Origin of the sequence: Pseudomonas sp. NBRC 111119, from assembly GCF_001320125.1 — a bacterium.
GTDB lineage: Bacteria > Pseudomonadota > Gammaproteobacteria > Pseudomonadales > Pseudomonadaceae > Aquipseudomonas > Aquipseudomonas parafulva.
On sequence record NZ_BCAV01000040.1, the window covers coordinates 1 to 16,727 of the forward strand.

14 protein-coding genes are annotated in these 16,727 nt (G+C 49.9%); 12 read left to right on the forward strand and 2 right to left on the reverse strand.

The features are described from left to right. The 9 genes from APH25_RS15375 to APH25_RS15410 form a co-directional block, all read left to right on the forward strand. A partial coding sequence (locus tag APH25_RS15375; RefSeq protein WP_156333177.1) for a glycosyltransferase family 2 protein occupies positions 1-1,164 on the forward strand: 1,164 nt, incomplete at its 5' end. Beyond that, positions 1,161-2,447 carry a glycosyltransferase family 4 protein gene (locus tag APH25_RS15380; RefSeq protein WP_156333179.1) on the forward strand — a complete coding sequence of 429 codons (1,287 nt, stop codon included), beginning with the start codon at positions 1,161-1,163 and terminating at the stop codon, positions 2,445-2,447. The genes APH25_RS15375 and APH25_RS15380, both read left to right, overlap by 4 nt. A gap of 105 nt (positions 2,448-2,552) precedes the next feature. Further along, positions 2,553-3,689, forward strand: a complete 1,137-nt coding sequence (locus tag APH25_RS15385; protein ID WP_060482502.1) for a polysaccharide pyruvyl transferase family protein — start codon at positions 2,553-2,555, stop codon at positions 3,687-3,689. Positions 3,690-3,808: 119 nt separating this feature from the next. Further along, positions 3,809-4,981, forward strand: coding sequence for a hypothetical protein (locus APH25_RS25480; RefSeq protein ID WP_156333181.1), 1,173 nt, complete (start codon positions 3,809-3,811; stop codon positions 4,979-4,981). Positions 4,982-5,025: 44 nt separating this feature from the next. Beyond that, positions 5,026-6,126: a dTDP-glucose 4,6-dehydratase gene (gene rfbB / locus APH25_RS15390; RefSeq protein ID WP_060482503.1), complete on the forward strand. Its 1,101-nt coding sequence runs from the start codon at positions 5,026-5,028 to the stop codon at positions 6,124-6,126. Continuing rightward, the gene (gene rfbD, locus APH25_RS15395) at positions 6,123-7,025 is read left to right on the forward strand and encodes a dTDP-4-dehydrorhamnose reductase (protein ID WP_060482504.1); all 903 of its coding nucleotides are present in this window, start codon (positions 6,123-6,125) and stop codon (positions 7,023-7,025) included. The genes rfbB and rfbD overlap by 4 nt, the downstream gene beginning before the upstream one ends. An 11-nt stretch (positions 7,026-7,036) precedes the next feature. Beyond that, positions 7,037-7,918 carry a glucose-1-phosphate thymidylyltransferase RfbA gene (gene rfbA / locus APH25_RS15400; protein ID WP_060482505.1) on the forward strand — a complete coding sequence of 294 codons (882 nt, stop codon included), beginning with the start codon at positions 7,037-7,039 and terminating at the stop codon, positions 7,916-7,918. Further along, complete coding sequence (rfbC, locus tag APH25_RS15405; protein ID WP_060482506.1) at positions 7,918-8,466, forward strand: dTDP-4-dehydrorhamnose 3,5-epimerase; 549 nt, start codon at positions 7,918-7,920, stop codon at positions 8,464-8,466. The genes rfbA and rfbC overlap by 1 nt, the downstream gene beginning before the upstream one ends. A gap of 170 nt (positions 8,467-8,636) precedes the next feature. Next, positions 8,637-9,569 (forward strand): GSCFA domain-containing protein, encoded by a 933-nt coding sequence (locus APH25_RS15410; protein ID WP_177331188.1) that lies wholly within the window; start codon positions 8,637-8,639, stop codon positions 9,567-9,569. 524 nt (positions 9,570-10,093) lie between these two features. On the opposite strand, the gene APH25_RS25485 is transcribed toward APH25_RS15410, so the two are convergent. Continuing rightward, positions 10,094-12,814: a calcium-binding protein gene (locus APH25_RS25485; RefSeq protein WP_156333183.1), complete on the reverse strand. Its 2,721-nt coding sequence runs from the start codon at positions 12,812-12,814 to the stop codon at positions 10,094-10,096. A gap of 290 nt (positions 12,815-13,104) precedes the next feature. Then, positions 13,105-14,273, reverse strand: a protein-coding gene (locus APH25_RS25020; RefSeq protein WP_156333185.1) for an IS3 family transposase whose coding sequence is annotated in 2 segments (ribosomal slippage) — positions 13,105-14,012 and positions 14,012-14,273 — 1,170 coding nt in all. Because the reading frame shifts where the segments join, the coding sequence is not laid out codon by codon here. A gap of 206 nt (positions 14,274-14,479) precedes the next feature. Here APH25_RS25020 and APH25_RS15430 point away from each other — a divergent pair. The 3 genes from APH25_RS15430 to APH25_RS15440 all read left to right on the forward strand — a co-directional run bounded on the left by APH25_RS15430 (position 14,480) and on the right by APH25_RS15440 (position 16,670). Next, entirely contained in the window at positions 14,480-14,722 is a 243-nt protein-coding gene (locus tag APH25_RS15430) for a hypothetical protein (RefSeq protein WP_060482511.1), read from the forward strand. An 88-nt stretch (positions 14,723-14,810) separates the two neighbouring features. After that, the gene (locus APH25_RS15435; protein WP_060482512.1) at positions 14,811-15,074 is read left to right on the forward strand and encodes a DUF3077 domain-containing protein; all 264 of its coding nucleotides are present in this window, start codon (positions 14,811-14,813) and stop codon (positions 15,072-15,074) included. Positions 15,075-15,524: 450 nt separating this feature from the next. Continuing rightward, a complete protein-coding gene (locus tag APH25_RS15440; RefSeq protein ID WP_060482513.1) occupies positions 15,525-16,670 on the forward strand; it encodes an acyltransferase in 1,146 nt (381 codons plus the stop codon). Positions 16,671-16,727: the final 57 nt, after the last annotated feature.

A 16,727-nucleotide genomic window follows, 5' to 3' on the forward strand; every position in this document is an offset into this window, starting at 1 on the left:
AAAATCTTCAGCAACGAATTCTCTTCTCAAATCAACTACGCAGGATTTGTGACTGACTGGCCATACCCACAAGAGGCGGGTGATCGAATCGCCGTCATTGAGGAATGCGGTGATCAGTTCAAGTTGATTGCACTGAATCCCTGGTCCGTTGTTGCTGATGATCCGGTAAACTATGCGAAATTCTCCTTCTCGCTAGCCACGCCTGCCCAAGATTTTGACACCCGTCTCAACGATTGGGAAGGGGACGTGATCAATTCACTTATATTCGAGAGGAACCTCGAAAACCAACGAAACGAACAGCCCATCACTTCTTGGAAATTCGGAAAGCCAGCAGGTGAAGAGGTGAAAACAAGCGTTATCATCCCTTTATACGGTCGTTGGGATTTCGTTGAGCATCAATTGAGTGCTTTCGCCAAGGACCCTGCCTTCAAGACTCACGCCGAAATTATTTATGTAATTGATGATCCGGCCCTCATCAATGCATTTGTGAACGAAGCCGAATCGCTTTTCAAGCTCTATCAAGTGCCCTTCACGATTATTTGGGGGCATCGCAATAGAGGATTCTCTGGCGCTAATAATCTAGGTGTCAAGCATTCGCTGGGCGAGACGTTGATACTCCTTAATAGCGACGTATTCCCACGCCACCCTAGTTGGGTTGAGGCTCTTACTCAGTGCCTAGAAGCCAATCCTGATTATGGGATGATTGGCGCTAGACTGCTGTTTCCGGACGGCAGCATCCAACACTGTGGGATGCAGTTCGTATTCTCGGAAAGCTGGAATGTTTGGTTAAATAAACACCCTCTGGCAGGTCTCGATCCAATATTGGATCAAGCCTCGGGGCTCACCGAGAAACCAGCTATCACGGGTGCATGTGTTGCCATCAAACGTGAAACATATGAGCGAATCGAAGGCCTTGACGAGGGTTACCTAATCGGTGACTTCGAGGACTCTGACTTGTGCATGAAAGTGCATGCGCAGGGCTTAAAGATCGGTTATCTCCCCTCAGTAGAGCTCACCCATCTTGAGCGTCAGTCATTCACCTTGCTGGGCGATGTTTCTTACAGGACACTCGTAGTAAGGTTTAACGCGTGGCGCCATACGAAAAAATGGGGCAAACAAATTGAACAAGTTATGAGCACGTTTGGCTCGGAGTATTCGTCGTGAGTAAAGAACGCATTTTGGTTTTGGCGCATGGCCACCCAGACTTCAACTTGGGCGGAGGTGAGATTGCTGCATACAACTTGTTCAAAGCATTCAAAAAACATTCTGCAGTCGAAAAAGCCTGGTTTATTGGGCGGGTAGACCGAGGAAATGGACCCACCGGCAGTTTTAGTTTGCGCCGAGAAGATGAGTACCTATGGGAGCAATCACTGGGTAACTCTTTCTTGATAAAAGCAGCTAACGCACATGCCGTCTGGCACGGATTCCGTGCAATGATCGCAGCGCTGAAGCCAACAAAGATCTATGCTCATCACTACTTTCATCTTGGCCTGGAATACTTCCGGATCATTAAACAAGAACTACCTGACGCGCAACTCATCGTGACTCTTCATGAGTACATGGCCATCTGTCATCAACAAGGGCAAATGGTGAAGGCCGGTAGTAAAAAGCTGTGCTATGAGTCATCCCTGGACGATTGCCATCGCTGCCTACCATCGTTTAGCCGTGAGCAGTTCTGGCTACGGGAAATGTTTATTAAAGAGCATTTTGAATTCGTTGATCACTTTGTATCTCCATCAGAGTTCCTACGGCAGCGTTACATTGCCTGGGGCATTGACCCCAGAAACATTACCGTTATCGAAAATGGTCAAGAGGAAGCTGAAGCATTACCGCCGAGAGCATCCACGTCGCAGCGTAATCGTTTTGGCTTCTTCGGTCAGATCAACGAATTCAAAGGTGCGGACTTGCTACTGGAAGCGATCAGCAGGCTCACGCCCAAGCAGCGGAGTAAAATAGTTGTAGAGTTCCACGGCGCTAACCTTGAGCATCAATCTCAGGAATTCCAGCGTAAGATCAACGATCTGATGCAGCCTCTGATAGCAGAGGGTTGCGTCCGTTGGGCAGGCGCTTATCAAGGGTCGCAATTGAAAAGCCGACTTTCCAAAATTGACTGGGTATTGGTGCCATCGATTTGGTGGGAAAATTCGCCGATGGTGATTCAAGAGGCATTTATCTATGGCCGCCCTGTCATATGCGCGAACATCGGCGGCATGGCCGAAAAAGTGACACATGGCGTGGATGGACTCCATTTCGAAGCACGCAATGCTATCGATTTGGCAGATACACTGATGGAGGCAGCAACGGCTGAAGGGCTGTGGGAAGCTCTATACAATGGAATTGAAAAGCCCATCAGCTATGCCCAGTGCGCCGCTGACCATCTTGCACTGGATTTGAATCCTGAGCCCAACTCGAAACTCATCGCTGCGCGCGAGCTTTCGCCGGCTTAACACATGTAGCAAGAAGTAGTGCACTCAGTCGCTGTGCACAAGTTATAATACGTCGAACTCGCGTACTGATATAGCGCGTTCGGCGTAACCACAACGGAGATCAGCATGCCAAACATCTTTACTTTCGGCCTGAACGAATCTGTGGCGGCATCTCATAGCATCGCTACGAAAGAGCTGTACAACCTAGTAGGTCACAACACCGGGAACTTGGCCTTTCATTACGCCATCAACCGCTTGATGGGAACTGTACCACGAGCAATCCCTTGGAGTTCCACTCCTGATCTCATCAACTCAGCAGGTGAGATCGGAATCATGCCATGCGCCAACCAGCTTGGTCCCCATATGAATATGGGGGGATTAGCGACTGTATTTAAGGAGCTCAAGTCCAATTTTATAGCCATCGGGCTAGGTGCACAGGGGGGGGTTGGGCACGATGATATCCCCAAGCTGCCAGAAGGCACCTTGGCGTGGCTCGATGCACTGGTAGCTCGTTCTGCTTCGCCCCATCCGAACATCACTGTGCGTGGAGATTACACACTGAGAGTGTTGGACCATTATGGATTCGGCGACAAAGCTTTATCACTTGGCTGTCCGTCACTGTTGATAAATAAAGCAGTTGATCACGGCGCCAGGCTTCAGGAGCGATATAAAAAAAAGATCCAGAAGGTGGCGATTGCCGCAGGCCACCCAAATTGGAGAAACCTCAGTAAACTGGAGGCTTCGCTGGTCCGCATGATGGAAGATACCAATGGAATGTATATCGTCCAAGCGACAGATGAGGCGATTGCCCTCTCACGTAACGACTTCGACATTGTCAATGCTGAGTATATCGTAAAATTAAGAAATTACCTGAAGCTCAATCTGGATGACGCTCAGTTTGAGCAATGGGTACGTAAGTACTTTATTTCGTTCTATAACATTCCCGCGTGGATGGAGTATCTGCGACGCTTTGACTTCATCGTCGGCGCGCGCATTCATGGTGTTATGCTGGCCATTCAAGCAGGCGTGCCTGGGCTTTGCATTGCACATGACTCGCGAATCCGCGAGCTCTGTGAAAAAAGCAAAATCCCATTTGTCATGGCCGAGGATGTGAAAGATGGTATAACAGTAGAAGATCTTCCGCATCTGGCAGAGTTCGACGGTGCGGCCTTCGATCAGAACAGACAGATGATCGCAGAACAGTATCAGACATTTTTCCGCAACAACGGTGTACCACTACGTCAAGCCAGTGTCTTGATTTGATCTCGAAGCAGGTTTGAGTGTCACATTAAAGATTCCTTTACCAGCGTATAAATGAAGGAATATATTGATGTGATGTTAGGACTACAGATTTCAACTAACAGCTGAGCAGGAAGATATGCATGCGCTTAAAAAAAAGCTACATAATCTGGGCCGCAGTAACACTTCCGCTCACCGCTACCAGCAATACGTTTACACCAACAATCACTGCTAACCCTAATGCTGCTGAAACGGTTTTCAGTTGGCGTAATGATCGCTGCTTCGAAGAAAACACCCCCGATTCGCCCGCGCGCGCATTTAGATCTAACACCGGACAGGTTTATATCTATGCAACCCACTACAAGAACGTCCCCTTAATCGGAACCTCTATCGATCAAGTAAAGCCTGCATGCAAAAATCAGTTCTCAGCTGCTTTCAGTGATAATCCAGATCAATACGACGCGCGGATCTGGTTACAGACTTTTTACAGCACTAACAATGGTCGAGATATCTATAGCCTAGCGAGCTCCGACTACCATGGAAAGTGGTTCAACAACTGTAAAGTCAAAGCCCAAACCAGCCATGACTGCTGGATGAGTGCAATAGTCTTGGCACATTCCAATGATGGAGGCAAAACGTTCCACACCTCTCCTCCCCCGGAACACATAGTCGCCAATTCTCCGCAAAAATTTCTACCTACTCAACCAGGTAATATTGGCTTCTTAACCACTTCTAACATTGTAAAAATAGACAATTACTACTACTCACTATTTAATACTGCAGCTTATAAAAACCAGGAGCAAGGAAACTGTCTCGTGAGGACTGATGATCTATCTGCGGCTGGTTCGTGGCGAGCATGGAACGGAACCTCTTTCAGAGACCCACTACGCAACAAATTGTCATTGAACAGTAACGGATACACATGCCGGACGCTCCCCACACTTCCTTTCAAGGTGCGTAGTTTGCTTTGGCACTCTTCAAGCCAGGGCTATATTGCTACTTTTGAGAAGACCAGAAAGTCTGCAGGCTTGGTAGCTAGAACCGATGTGACATTTGCTTATTCCTGGTCTAAAGATCTCAAAACTTGGAGTAAGCCTCAAGAAATTGTTACACTGAAAGGGGATACTCACTGCGAAGTTCCGCAAGCGGCGGGCGCTTATCCCTCCATCATTGACAGTGAATCCAATGATGAAAATTTCGGCACAATAGGACGTACGGGTTACCTATACTATACAAAGTTTAATTTAAGCGATAATTGTCGCTTAACTTTTGATAGGGACTTAGTTAGAATTCCTATCAAAATAGACTCACAGTGATTCTATTACTTGGCTGCTATCTGATTTCTTAAGTGAGAAAAAATATGATCCTTGTGACTGGCGGAGCTGGCTTCATCGGCTCAAACTTTGTTCTGCAATGGTGCGCCCACAATGACGAGCCCGTCGTAAATCTGGACGCATTAACCTACGCTGGTAATCTGACCAATCTGAGCGCACTAGAAGGGAACGACAAGCATCGTTTCATCAAGGGTAATATTTGCGACGAGGCTTTGCTGGCCAGCCTGTTCGCTGAACATCGCCCTCGTGCCGTGGTTCATTTCGCCGCCGAGTCTCACGTGGATCGCTCCATTACGGGGCCGGAAGCATTCGTGGAAACCAATGTAGTGGGCACCTTCCGCTTGCTTGAGGCGGCTCGAGCACACTGGAATGGTCTGCAGGGTGCAGAAAAGGAGTCCTTCCGATTTCTTCATGTCTCCACAGACGAGGTTTATGGCACCCTGGGGCTTAACGACCCAGCTTTCACTGAAACCACATCTTACGCTCCTAATAGCCCTTACTCTGCTAGTAAAGCGGCAAGCGATCATCTGGTGCGTTCTTATTTTCATACTTACGGAATGCCGGTTCTTACCACCAACTGCTCGAATAACTATGGTCCGTTCCACTTCCCGGAGAAGCTGATTCCGTTGATGATTGTCAACGCATTAGCTGGAAAGTCCCTCCCGGTATACGGCGACGGGCAGCAGATTCGTGACTGGTTATATGTGGAAGACCACTGCTCGGGTATTCGCCGAGTATTGGAAGCTGGCACCTTTGGTGAAACATACAATGTTGGCGGCTGGAATGAAAAAGCCAACATCGACATCGTGCGCACGGTCTGCACTCTGTTGGATGAAATGGCCCCTTCTGCCGATCGAATGGTTGTAAATGAACAGACAGGGAAGCCCGTTGAGCATTATGCCGAACTGATCACTTACGTTACCGATAGACCTGGTCATGATCGCCGTTACGCCATAGACGCGCGAAAAATTGAGCGCGAACTGGGTTGGAAACCTGCAGAAACATTCGAAACTGGCATCCGGAAGACGGTGGCTTGGTACTTGGCCAACCAGGAGTGGGTTAAGGGTGTCATGGATGGCAGTTACCGTGATTGGATGGCGCAACAATACGAGAACATTAGAGCGTGAGAATTTTACTGCTGGGTAAGAACGGCCAAGTAGGTTGGGAACTTCAACGCGCTCTCGCCCCGCTGGGCGAGCTTATCGCTCTGGATCGCAGGGGTGGAGATGGCCTGTGTGGCGACCTGACAGACCTGGCAGGACTGGCTGCCACGGTACGAACGGTCAAACCAGACGTCATTGTCAATGCTGCAGCCTATACCGCCGTTGATAGAGCCGAGAGTGAGCAATCACTTGCTAATCTGATCAATTCAGAGGCGCCTGGCTTGTTAGCTCGAGAGGCTTCAGCAATAGGTGCCTGGTTCGTACATTACTCTACTGATTACGTATTTGACGGCAGCGGTCAAGGCCGTTGGGAGGAGGATGCGGATACAAATCCGCTATCAGCCTACGGCCGCAGCAAGCTTGAAGGAGAGCGTGCCATCCAAGCGAGCGCTAGCCGAGCTGTTATATTGCGGACGAGCTGGGTGTACGCTGCTCGCGGTAATAATTTCGCAAAGACCATGCTCCGCTTAGCACGCGAACGTACTGAGCTCAACGTGGTTGCGGATCAGGTCGGTGCGCCCACTGGCGCTGAACTTATTGCAGACGTCACAGCTCATATTCTCCAGCATATTGCTTGCACGGCTGACTCTGCCAAGCTGGCCGGCGTTTACCACTTGAGCGCCGCCGGTGAGACCAGCTGGTATGGGTTCGCTCAATACGTTTTAGCTCAGGCAAGTCGTCAGGGAATTCCATTACAGGTCAATGCCGAAGAGGTTGGGGCAATCAACACTGAGGACTACCCGTTACCTGCGCCACGGCCTCGCAATTCGCGATTGGCATTAAATAAACTCGAGAGCACATTCGCACTAAAAATGCCATTTTGGCAACAGGGCGTGCAGCGGATGTTGGACGAAATTCAGTAATAGGTACTCACATGGCTCGTAAAGGCATTATTCTGGCCGGCGGCTCCGGCACAAGACTGCATCCTGCAACACTGTCTGTTTCAAAACAGTTGTTGCCGGTGTACGACAAACCTATGATCTATTATCCGCTCTGCACACTGTTACTGGCAGGGATCCGCGACATACTGATCATCTCGACACCACAAGACACCCCACGCTTCGCGCAACTTTTGGGGGACGGGGGTCAGTGGGGTATAAACCTGACTTATGCGGTACAACCAACGCCTGATGGGCTGGCCCAAGCGTTCACCATCGGCGCTGACTTCATAGGCAGCGACTCATCTGCACTGGTGCTGGGTGACAACATATTCTATGGTCACGATTTTCAGTCTCTTTTGCTTAATGCAAATGAGCGCGAAGCTGGTGCATCGGTGTTTGCCTATCATGTGCAAGATCCGGAGCGCTACGGTGTTGCGGAATTCGAATCGAGCGGGCGCGTACTGTCTCTGGAAGAGAAACCGAAAGTTCCAAAATCCAGCTATGCCGTAACAGGCTTGTACTTTTACGATAATCAAGTCGTCGGCCTGGCACGTGACCTCAAGCCGTCTACGCGCGGAGAACTGGAGATTACCGACATCAATAATCTTTACCTGCAACAGGAGCAACTGCATGTAGAGATTATGGGCCGTGGTTATGCATGGCTAGACACTGGTACACATGATAGCTTGCTTGACGCTAGTCAGTACATCGCCACAATGGAGCGTCGGCAAGGTCTAAAGATCGCCTGTCCTGAAGAAATATGCTACCGCGCCGGCTGGATCAACGCTGAAGAGCTTGAGCGTCTAGCCGAGCCCTTGCTTAAAAATGGCTACGGACGTTACCTGCGGGATCTGATTAAAGAGAAGGCTTTCTGATGAACACAGTTCCATTGGCAATTCCTGAAGTATTTCTATTCACGCCAAAGGTGTTCGGTGATGAGCGCGGCTTCTTCTACGAAAGTTTCAACGAACGCATCTTCAATGAGGTAACAGGACTGGAAGCGAATTTTGTCCAAGATAACCACTCACGCTCAGTGAAAGGCGTCCTGCGTGGCTTGCACTACCAATTACCACCACATGCACAAGGCAAGCTGGTGCGGGTTGTGCAGGGGGAAGTATTTGATGTAGCAGTGGATATCCGCCGCTCTTCTCCCACATTCGGCAAATGGGTGGGTGCCATTTTATCTGCAGATAATAAAAACCAGTTGTGGATACCGCCTGGTTTTGCCCATGGTTTTTTGACCCTCAGCGAAACAGCTGAATTTCTATATAAAACTACGGCGTTCTATGCAACCGAAAGCGAGCGCTGTATTGCTTGGAATGATCCTGAAATCGGTATCAACTGGCCCATTGGCACACAGCCTTCTCTATCAGTGAAGGATCAGCAGGGCGTCAGACTGGTCAATGCTGAAATTTTCGACTAAGCGCTAGGGGGTGTTATCACGCCCTTTCATTGAGGGCAGGTCGCAAACCTAATGGTGCGGGGATGCGGTCTGAGGCGGTCTCGAAAGGCCTGCCCACTGCCCATTACATAATCACCCAACAGCAGTGCAAGCATAGTCTAAGCATTAAATTGGAGCAGGGAGACGATTCCATGAAGTTCAGCGGACAAAAAGCATTTGACATGGCTAAGGCTAACCATCACCGTCTAATGCCACAATGGGCGAGTGATCGAGCCGACTATCCGATCGTTCCTCATAAACCGAAATTCAAACTGCCCCTATCAGGAAAATATTTCACGATTGGATCCTGTTTCGCTAGAAATGTCGAAAACTCCCTGCGAGCAGCCGGCATTAACGTTTTGAGCACGATTGACAAATTACCTGGCGACTATTTCGAAATAGGTGGAGAATCTCGTTCGGGCTACCAGAACGTATATACACCGGGGGCGATCCTTGAAGCTGTGAAACTCGCCACCACTGAAAACCCATATTCTGCAATTGTGGGCAGCGATGAAAAATCTATTGATTTACTGACGTCTGGCTTGAAGCCGTTAGACCTTCAAACTGTTCGTAACATCCGTGACAGTCTGGTTACAATGTACAAAAAGCTTTCAGAATCGGATGCATTAATAATCACATTAGGTTATAACGAATCTTGGTATCACATCACATCCCAAACGTATATCAATCGTACGCCCTCGCACGTCTCCTTGCGACGAACGATTGAAGAATTCGAATTTGAGCTACTTGATTACGCCAAATCATACGAATTGGTCGACAGTGCAATCAATCGAGTCCACGAACTAGCGCCAGACTGCAAGGTGATCTTGACAGTATCGCCAGTCCCACTGAGCGCCACTTTCTCAAACAAGGATATTGTGACGGCAAACCAACTCTCCAAATCCACTTTAAGGGTCATCGCTTCCGCAATTTCAGAAAAATATGCTCACGTCGACTATTTCCCTAGTTACGAAATAATCATGAACTCCGAACGCTCCAAAACATTCTTGGAGGATGGCATTCATGTAAGGGCTGAGGCGGTTAACAATGTAATACGACAGTTCAAAGATCTGTATTTATCTTGAGCGCTTTCAGACAGTCGCTTTGGTCAGTGGATACGGGTATGTATATTTCAGCCATAGCCCACTCAACTGACTTTAGCGCACTGATGGAATATGTGTGTATCGAGGTCATTTTCGCACAATCCGACTCGACTCGGTGAATTTCAAAGAACAAAGTTCAGAGAATGCCAGCTTCGTCACAACAAACACCACTCGTGGCCGTCCGCGTAAAAGCTGCAAGTGGTTGATAGCCGACAAGGGCTACGAGCCTGGCTTACCGGGATTGTTTCATCGGACTACGAGGCGGCAGCGCAACATTTGCGAAAAAATGCATGCTGGCTGTAAGGGAGCCGGCGGGTGCGCGTTTCGGCAAGCTCGCAAAAGGCTGCACCGCCTTGGTTTCATTGGCTTGTCCATACGATGTTCGCGAGATCAATTTTTTTATAGCGCCTAGGCGAAGCGGCAGGTACTTCCTGCCGCTGGGCGCGTATGTCTCTTAGTGCCTATTTTTCCGTCGGCTAATCCTGGCCATTAAAGCAACTAACCCCTTAGAGAATAAAATCAGAATACGATATTTCTGAAATTCCGAGAATTTTAATGGCAAATTCTGGGGAGCTGTCTGAATTGGTGTTTCCGTAAAGTATGCCGTTCGAGAATTTTAATTGACCGGCCAGTGTAAAGTTATCATCCCTGCCGATAATTATATTGAACGCGTCATTTGTGCTCGTGGCTGTGTTGGCGTCCAGTGTGGATAGATCTATCTTGTCGATGCCGCGCTCGAAGTCTGTTATGATATCCCACGTCGAAGTGGTCAGTCCTGTCTCATTGAGGTCATTAAAATCAAAGATATCTCCTCCTGAGCCGCCGGTGAGGATATCTTGACCTAATCCGCCGATCAAACGATCATTGCCAGCACCTCCCAGTAGTATATCTGCACCGGCGCCACCATTCAGCTCGTTGTCGGCACTATTACCGATTAGTGTGTTATCTAAGCTATTGCCAGTCCCATTAATAGCTGTGGCTCCAGATAAAATAAGTTTCTCCAAGTTGTCACCTAGAGTACGATTACCACTTGAAATAACGGTATCAATACCACCATTGGCGGCTTCAATAATCACGTCTTTACCGCTATCCACGTAATAAGTATCGTTGCCCAAGCCACCGATCATGGTGTCAGCGCCTGCACCGCCGTTGAGCACGTTATCTGCGCTATTACCTGTCAATGTGTTATTCAGGCTGTTGCCTGTGCCATTAATGGCTGCGACTCCAGACAGAACGAGCTTTTCCAAGTTATCGCCCAGCGTTCGACTACCACTGGAAATAACGGTATCAATACCACCATCTACAGCTTCGATGATCACGTCTTTAGCGCTATCGACGTAATAAGTATCGTTGCCCATTCCGCCTACCATGGTATCAGCGCCTCCGCCACCGTTGAGCACATTGTCTGCGCTATTGCCCATCAACATGTTGTCTAGGCTGTTGCCTGTGCCATTGATAGCTGCTTTTCCGGAAAGGATAAGGTTTTCCAAGTGGTTGCCTAGAGTGCGACTGCCACTGGAAATCACAGTATCAATACCACCATTGGCCGCTTCGATGATCACGTCTTTACCGCTATCGACGTGATAAGTATCGTTGCCCAAGCCACCGATCATGGTGTCAGCACCTGCACCGCCGTTGAGCACGTTGTCTGCGCTATTACCTGTCAACGTATTATCCAGACTATTGCCCGTACCATTGAGACTTGCGATTCCAGATAGAATAAGGTTTTCTTGATAACTGCCCAAGGTGCGGCTGACGCTGGATATCACTGTATCAATACCGCCGTTGGCGTATTCTATGATTATATCCTTCCCGCTATCTACGTAATATGTATCGTCGCCCGAGCCTCCGATCATTGTATCTGCGCCGGCTCCACCGTTAAGAATGTCATTGCCTTCGCCACCATCAAGCAAATCGTCCCCGTCCAATCCATTTATTATGTCATTTCCGTCCATCCCTAATACCCAGTCAGGGTAGCTAGTTCCACTGTAGTTATCGTTACCAGAAGTTAGTGTTGACTTGTTGGCAAAAAAACTAATACTAGTATTCACGCCCATTGTGCCTAATTCACTATGGGAGTATGTGCGGGTATTGCCCTGCAAGTCCTCAACAATAACTCGGTTTACGTTATAAACACCGGACGGGTTGGTTGCCGCAATAAACCAGGTTTCCGAGGATGATCCATCTGACCATGAATCGTTGAGTCCTTGGTTGAGCAATACGTTTGAAGAGTATTTTTGGCTGTCGCTGCTCGTATAAGAGTATGTGAAGTCTTTATCGAACCAGATCTGGATATTTTTGACTCCTGACTGGTCATCCGTTATAAATGCGTCAATGGATAGTCCGGCCGTGCTAGCAGAAAGTTCGATCGCAGTTGGTATGGCAAGTGATAAAAGTGCTGGGGGTGTGACGTCTGGAGTTGAGTTCTTGAAGAGAATACTGGTGTTGACCCCCATCTCAGATAATTCATTGGAAGTGTAGATACGAGTGTTACCCTGTAGGTCTTCTACTGCAACATTAGTTATATTATAGACTCCAGAGGAGTTGGTCCCCGCAATTTTCCATGTTTCAGATGATGATCCATCTAGCCATGAATCATCGAGCCCTTGGTTGAGCAACAAGTTTGAAGAGTATTTTTGGCCGTCGCTGTTCGTATAGTAGTATGTGAAATTTTTATCGAACCAAAATTGTATGTTCTTGATGCCTGACAGGTCGTCTGTTACCAGCGCGTTGATGGTCAGATCACCCATACCCGATGCAAGGTCGACAGTAGTTGGTATATTAAGGGAAGTAATTTTTGGTGCCGTAGTGTCGGGCGTTGAATTTACGAAGGAAATACTGGTATTAACCCCTATTTCATCTAGCTCATCTTTAGAGTAAAGGTGAGTATTGCCCTGCAAGTCCTCTACGACAACATTGGTTATATTATAAACACCGGAAGGGTTGGTTGCCGCAATAAACCATGTTTGTGCGGATGAGCCATCTAGCCACGAATCATCCAATCCTTGGTTGAGCAATAGGTTTGAAGAGTATTTTTGACTGTCATTGATAGTGTAGGAATAGGTGAAGTTCCTGTCAAACCATACTTGTACGTTTTTGATGCCAGATAGGTCGTCCGAAGCGATTGCGGCTATCGTAAGTCCGGATTCTCCCAAAGATAGGTCAACTATTTTCGGAATTTTCAAGGAAGTCAGGTTAGGAGCAATGGTGTCTGCAGTAGAGTTCATCAGAGGTCATCCATGGAGTCGAACGCTAACGGTTCAAGGCCTGGCAATTATACCGGATTAATGGCTTTTTGATGTTAGTGCGTTCATGATAAAAAAACCACATTGGAAGCTCCTATCCTAGGCTCTGTGTGAGAGAATCTGTCGCAAACACCGCATGGACACGTCAGGAAAACCCCAGGAGCGCAGCTTTTTGCAACCCTGTTGAAGTGCGTTATCACACGGCGGTTCTCTATCAGCCAGCCGAACATGCGGTCGATGATGTTGCGCTGACGTTACTTGCTGTGTAGTGGTCAACAATTCCCGGACACAGAATTGAGTTTTTCTTCCGCAACCGCCGGCAGTATGAAGCCGTTGTGCTGATGCGGCCTTATCCAGTTGTACCGCTGCATGAGGTAACGGCCGATGTCCTGCTCGGCCAACGCTGTCGTCATGTAACCCACTGTCGGCACCCACTCCGTTTTCAGGCTACGAAACAGCCGCTCCATGGGCGAATTGTCGTAACAGTTTCCCCTTCGGCTCATGCTCTGGGTCATCCGATAGCGCCAGAGCCGCTGGCGGAAACTACGGCTGCCATATTGGCTGCCCTGGTCGCTGTGAAACAGCACGCCTTGTGGTCTGCCACGCATCTCGTAAGCCCTGTCGAGCGCTTTGACGACCAGTTCCGCATCAGGCTTGGCGGACATCGCCCAACCCACCACTCTACGGCTGTACAAGTCCAAGACCACCGCCAGATAGCTCCATCGCCCCTCTGCCCAGATATACGTGATGTCGCCACACCAGACCTTGTTTGGCGCAGCCACGGTGAACTTGCGATCAAGCACATTGGGAATGTCGGGGCGCTCGACCGTGGCCTTCTTGTACGCATGGGAACCGGGCTGTTTGCTGATTAGTCCTTGTTCCTTCATCAATCTTCTGACTCTGAAACGCCCGACGTTAACGCCTTCATCCCGCAGCGTGGCAACCAGAGTGCAACTGCCCGCTGAGCCACGACTTTGGTTGAACAGCTCGTTGACACGACTGCGTAGATTCATTCGACGGATATCGATATGACGCCGCCGGGCCAGGTGGGCGTGATAACAAGACCGGGGTAGCTTGAAGACTGAACACAACAGTTGAACAGGGTAGTGTTTTGCCAACTGCCGAATCGACTTCAACGACTGCGCCCGTGTTCCTCGGCCATCAAGAGCGCAGTAGCCTCCTTCAATACTTTCATCTCAAGCGCCAGCCGGTTGATACGGGCCTGAAACTCCTGAATAGTCTGCTGCTCCGGCCTGAGCGCCTTGGCAGTGGGCGTAACGCCCCCGCGCTCCAGCTGCAACTGGGTAACCCACCGGCGCAATAAGCTCTCACCTACATCAATAGATCTGGCGGCCTCGGGACAACTGTAGCCTTGGTCGAGCACCAGGCTGGCAGCCTCACGCTTGAAAGTCGGGGTGAAGGTACGTCGTTGTCTGCTCATCGAACACCTCTGTATGGCGAGCATTCTCGCCTAAAATGGTGTCCGAGGTTAGTAGACCACTACAGTCACCACTATGGTGGCTGTGCGTGGGGCACGTTCGCGTGCGCCGGGTTGTTACCTCTGTCGACCGGTCTGTCAACCCATGCACAGCTGCCACCCACTTGTTTGACAGCAATAGGTGTCGGCCTCATCGACAGAGGTTGCACATGCTAAAGATCGTCCCCGACCCACCCCATCAAATCCTCTCCCTGGAAGACACCCTGATCCAAGCCACGGACTACGCGCTCTGCGCAGCAACCGTCGCCCATCAGGCACTGCTACAACAGCCCAAGTCACCGGCATCGATTCTGATGATGGCGTCCATGCATGAATTAGAGGCACTGCGGGCTCTGCTGGAGTCGGCGCTGATACAGGTTCAGATGCCAGACGGAGCTGGGGCCTTGCACTGACGCACAGGCGTGTGCTGGGTGGGCGCGTCCTTCACGGGCAAGCCCACGCCCGCTGGAAGGCGCAAAATGATCATGGGGGGCTTGTACAGTGACTACTCAGAGTAACGGCTTCACCGTCGGCAAAACCAAGTTATACCAAGGCGAGCAGCAGACCCAACCGCTGTTCTGTATCGAACCGGGCATACCTTGCGAGCATGCCCGGGCGCAAGCATCGGAACTGATGGGTTACGCTCAGGAACTCACCATCAGTGGCTTGGTAGATGAAAACCCCAAGCTGGTCTGGGCAGCGTATTACTTGGGTGCGCTGGCCAAGACGCTGATGGATGATGCCGAGGCTGGCATGGCGAATTGAGCGCGCAGTTGAATGGGCAGGGTGCATGCTGCCCTGCCTTTACCATAATCGCCTCTTCGAAAACGCACCAGCGTCAGCCATTTACCTTCACAGCCTTCAATTCTCCAACTGCCGATATTTTATTTGGCCATTGCGGTTCGGTCTGAGTAGTTTTTCTAGCCTGGTATACGCCATACAGATCAATAGCTCGCTTTCAGAACCTCCCTCAAGATGATAAGGAAAAGCCCTATCAGACATTCAGAATATTTACCTACTCAGTCGTTCCGAAGACACTATTTGCGTTGGCTTTCTTTGCATACCCGTCCATGAGCCGGCGTTAGGCCGCTCAGTCAGAAATCTGTTCGGAAATCAAAAACTGCACTATCCTCCCCTCCGGCTCAAGGGCCCGGCCCATTGCTTTTCCTGGGGTGGCCTTCTCGCTACAATGCCGCCACTTTCAGGAGAACACTCATGCAGCAAGCTACAGACAGGGCCCTGTTTGCCAACCAGCTACGTGGTTTGGCGATCATCGCCGTCATTATCGTCCACTGGTGCGGTATCTATTGGTTCGCCAGAGACACGGTAGCGTCCTACATTCACGCCCCTGTCGTAGAGGGGCCATCCTCCAGCATGATCAATTGGCTGACCATCCCCACCTTCAATTATGGACCGTTCGGGGTTTCGGTTTTTTTCCTGATCAGCGGCTTCGTTATTCCGTTTTCACTGAACCGCCTGGCGCCTGGGCAGTTTCTGGTCGCGCGGTTCCTGCGCATCTACCCCACCTACATTGTTGGCTCTCTGATAATGCTGGGTTTGGTCTACCTGTCCAGCCGCTACTGGGGCCAGCCCTTCTCGATGCCGCTTGACCGCTTGCTGGCCAACTTGATGCTGATCCAGGGTAACGTGCAGCAACCCACCATTGACTTGGTCAACTGGACGCTGTCCATCGAAATCAAGTTCTACATAATCGCCGCCTTGATGTATCGCTCAATCAAGACCGGCAATGCCTACCCAATCTTCCTCTTCGCAGCGGCTGCGCTGGGCATGAGCGAAGCCTCTGCTGCATTGTTTGGTGGCACGCAGGTTTCGATGGCGTTGATTGAGTCGCTCAAGACCGAGCTCATGTGTGTAATTTTTATGTTCATCGGCACGGGCTTCTATCATCACTACACCGGGACGTATACAACTCGCCAGACGGCGAATTACATCGGGATCCTGATGATCCTGTTCTTGCTTTGCTGGCCCCATACGGTGTGGCTGGAGCAAATACCCAGCGTGCCGCAAAACTACGTTTACGGCTTTGTGGTCTTCACCATCAGTTACCTGCTACGCGGCTACTTCAGGCCTATCGCACCCTTGGATTTCATTGCCAATATCAGCTACTCGATCTACGTGCTGCATTCGATCATCGGCTATCTTTCAATCCGAATTCTGATGGATCAGGGCTTGTCGTTCCCCATCTCGGGGTTACTCACACTGCTTTTCGTGCTAGGGCTGGCCTACTTACTACACCGTTTTATGGAAGTGCCGACGATGCACCTTGGCAAGCGACTGTTTGCGAAGAAGGCCGTGCCTGCCGCAGCCCTAGCCGCTGCTAACCCAAAAACGCTCCCGTAACGAAAAGGCCCTTGAGGTACACTCAAGGGCCAAACGCCGCCTACCGAACAAGGCGCA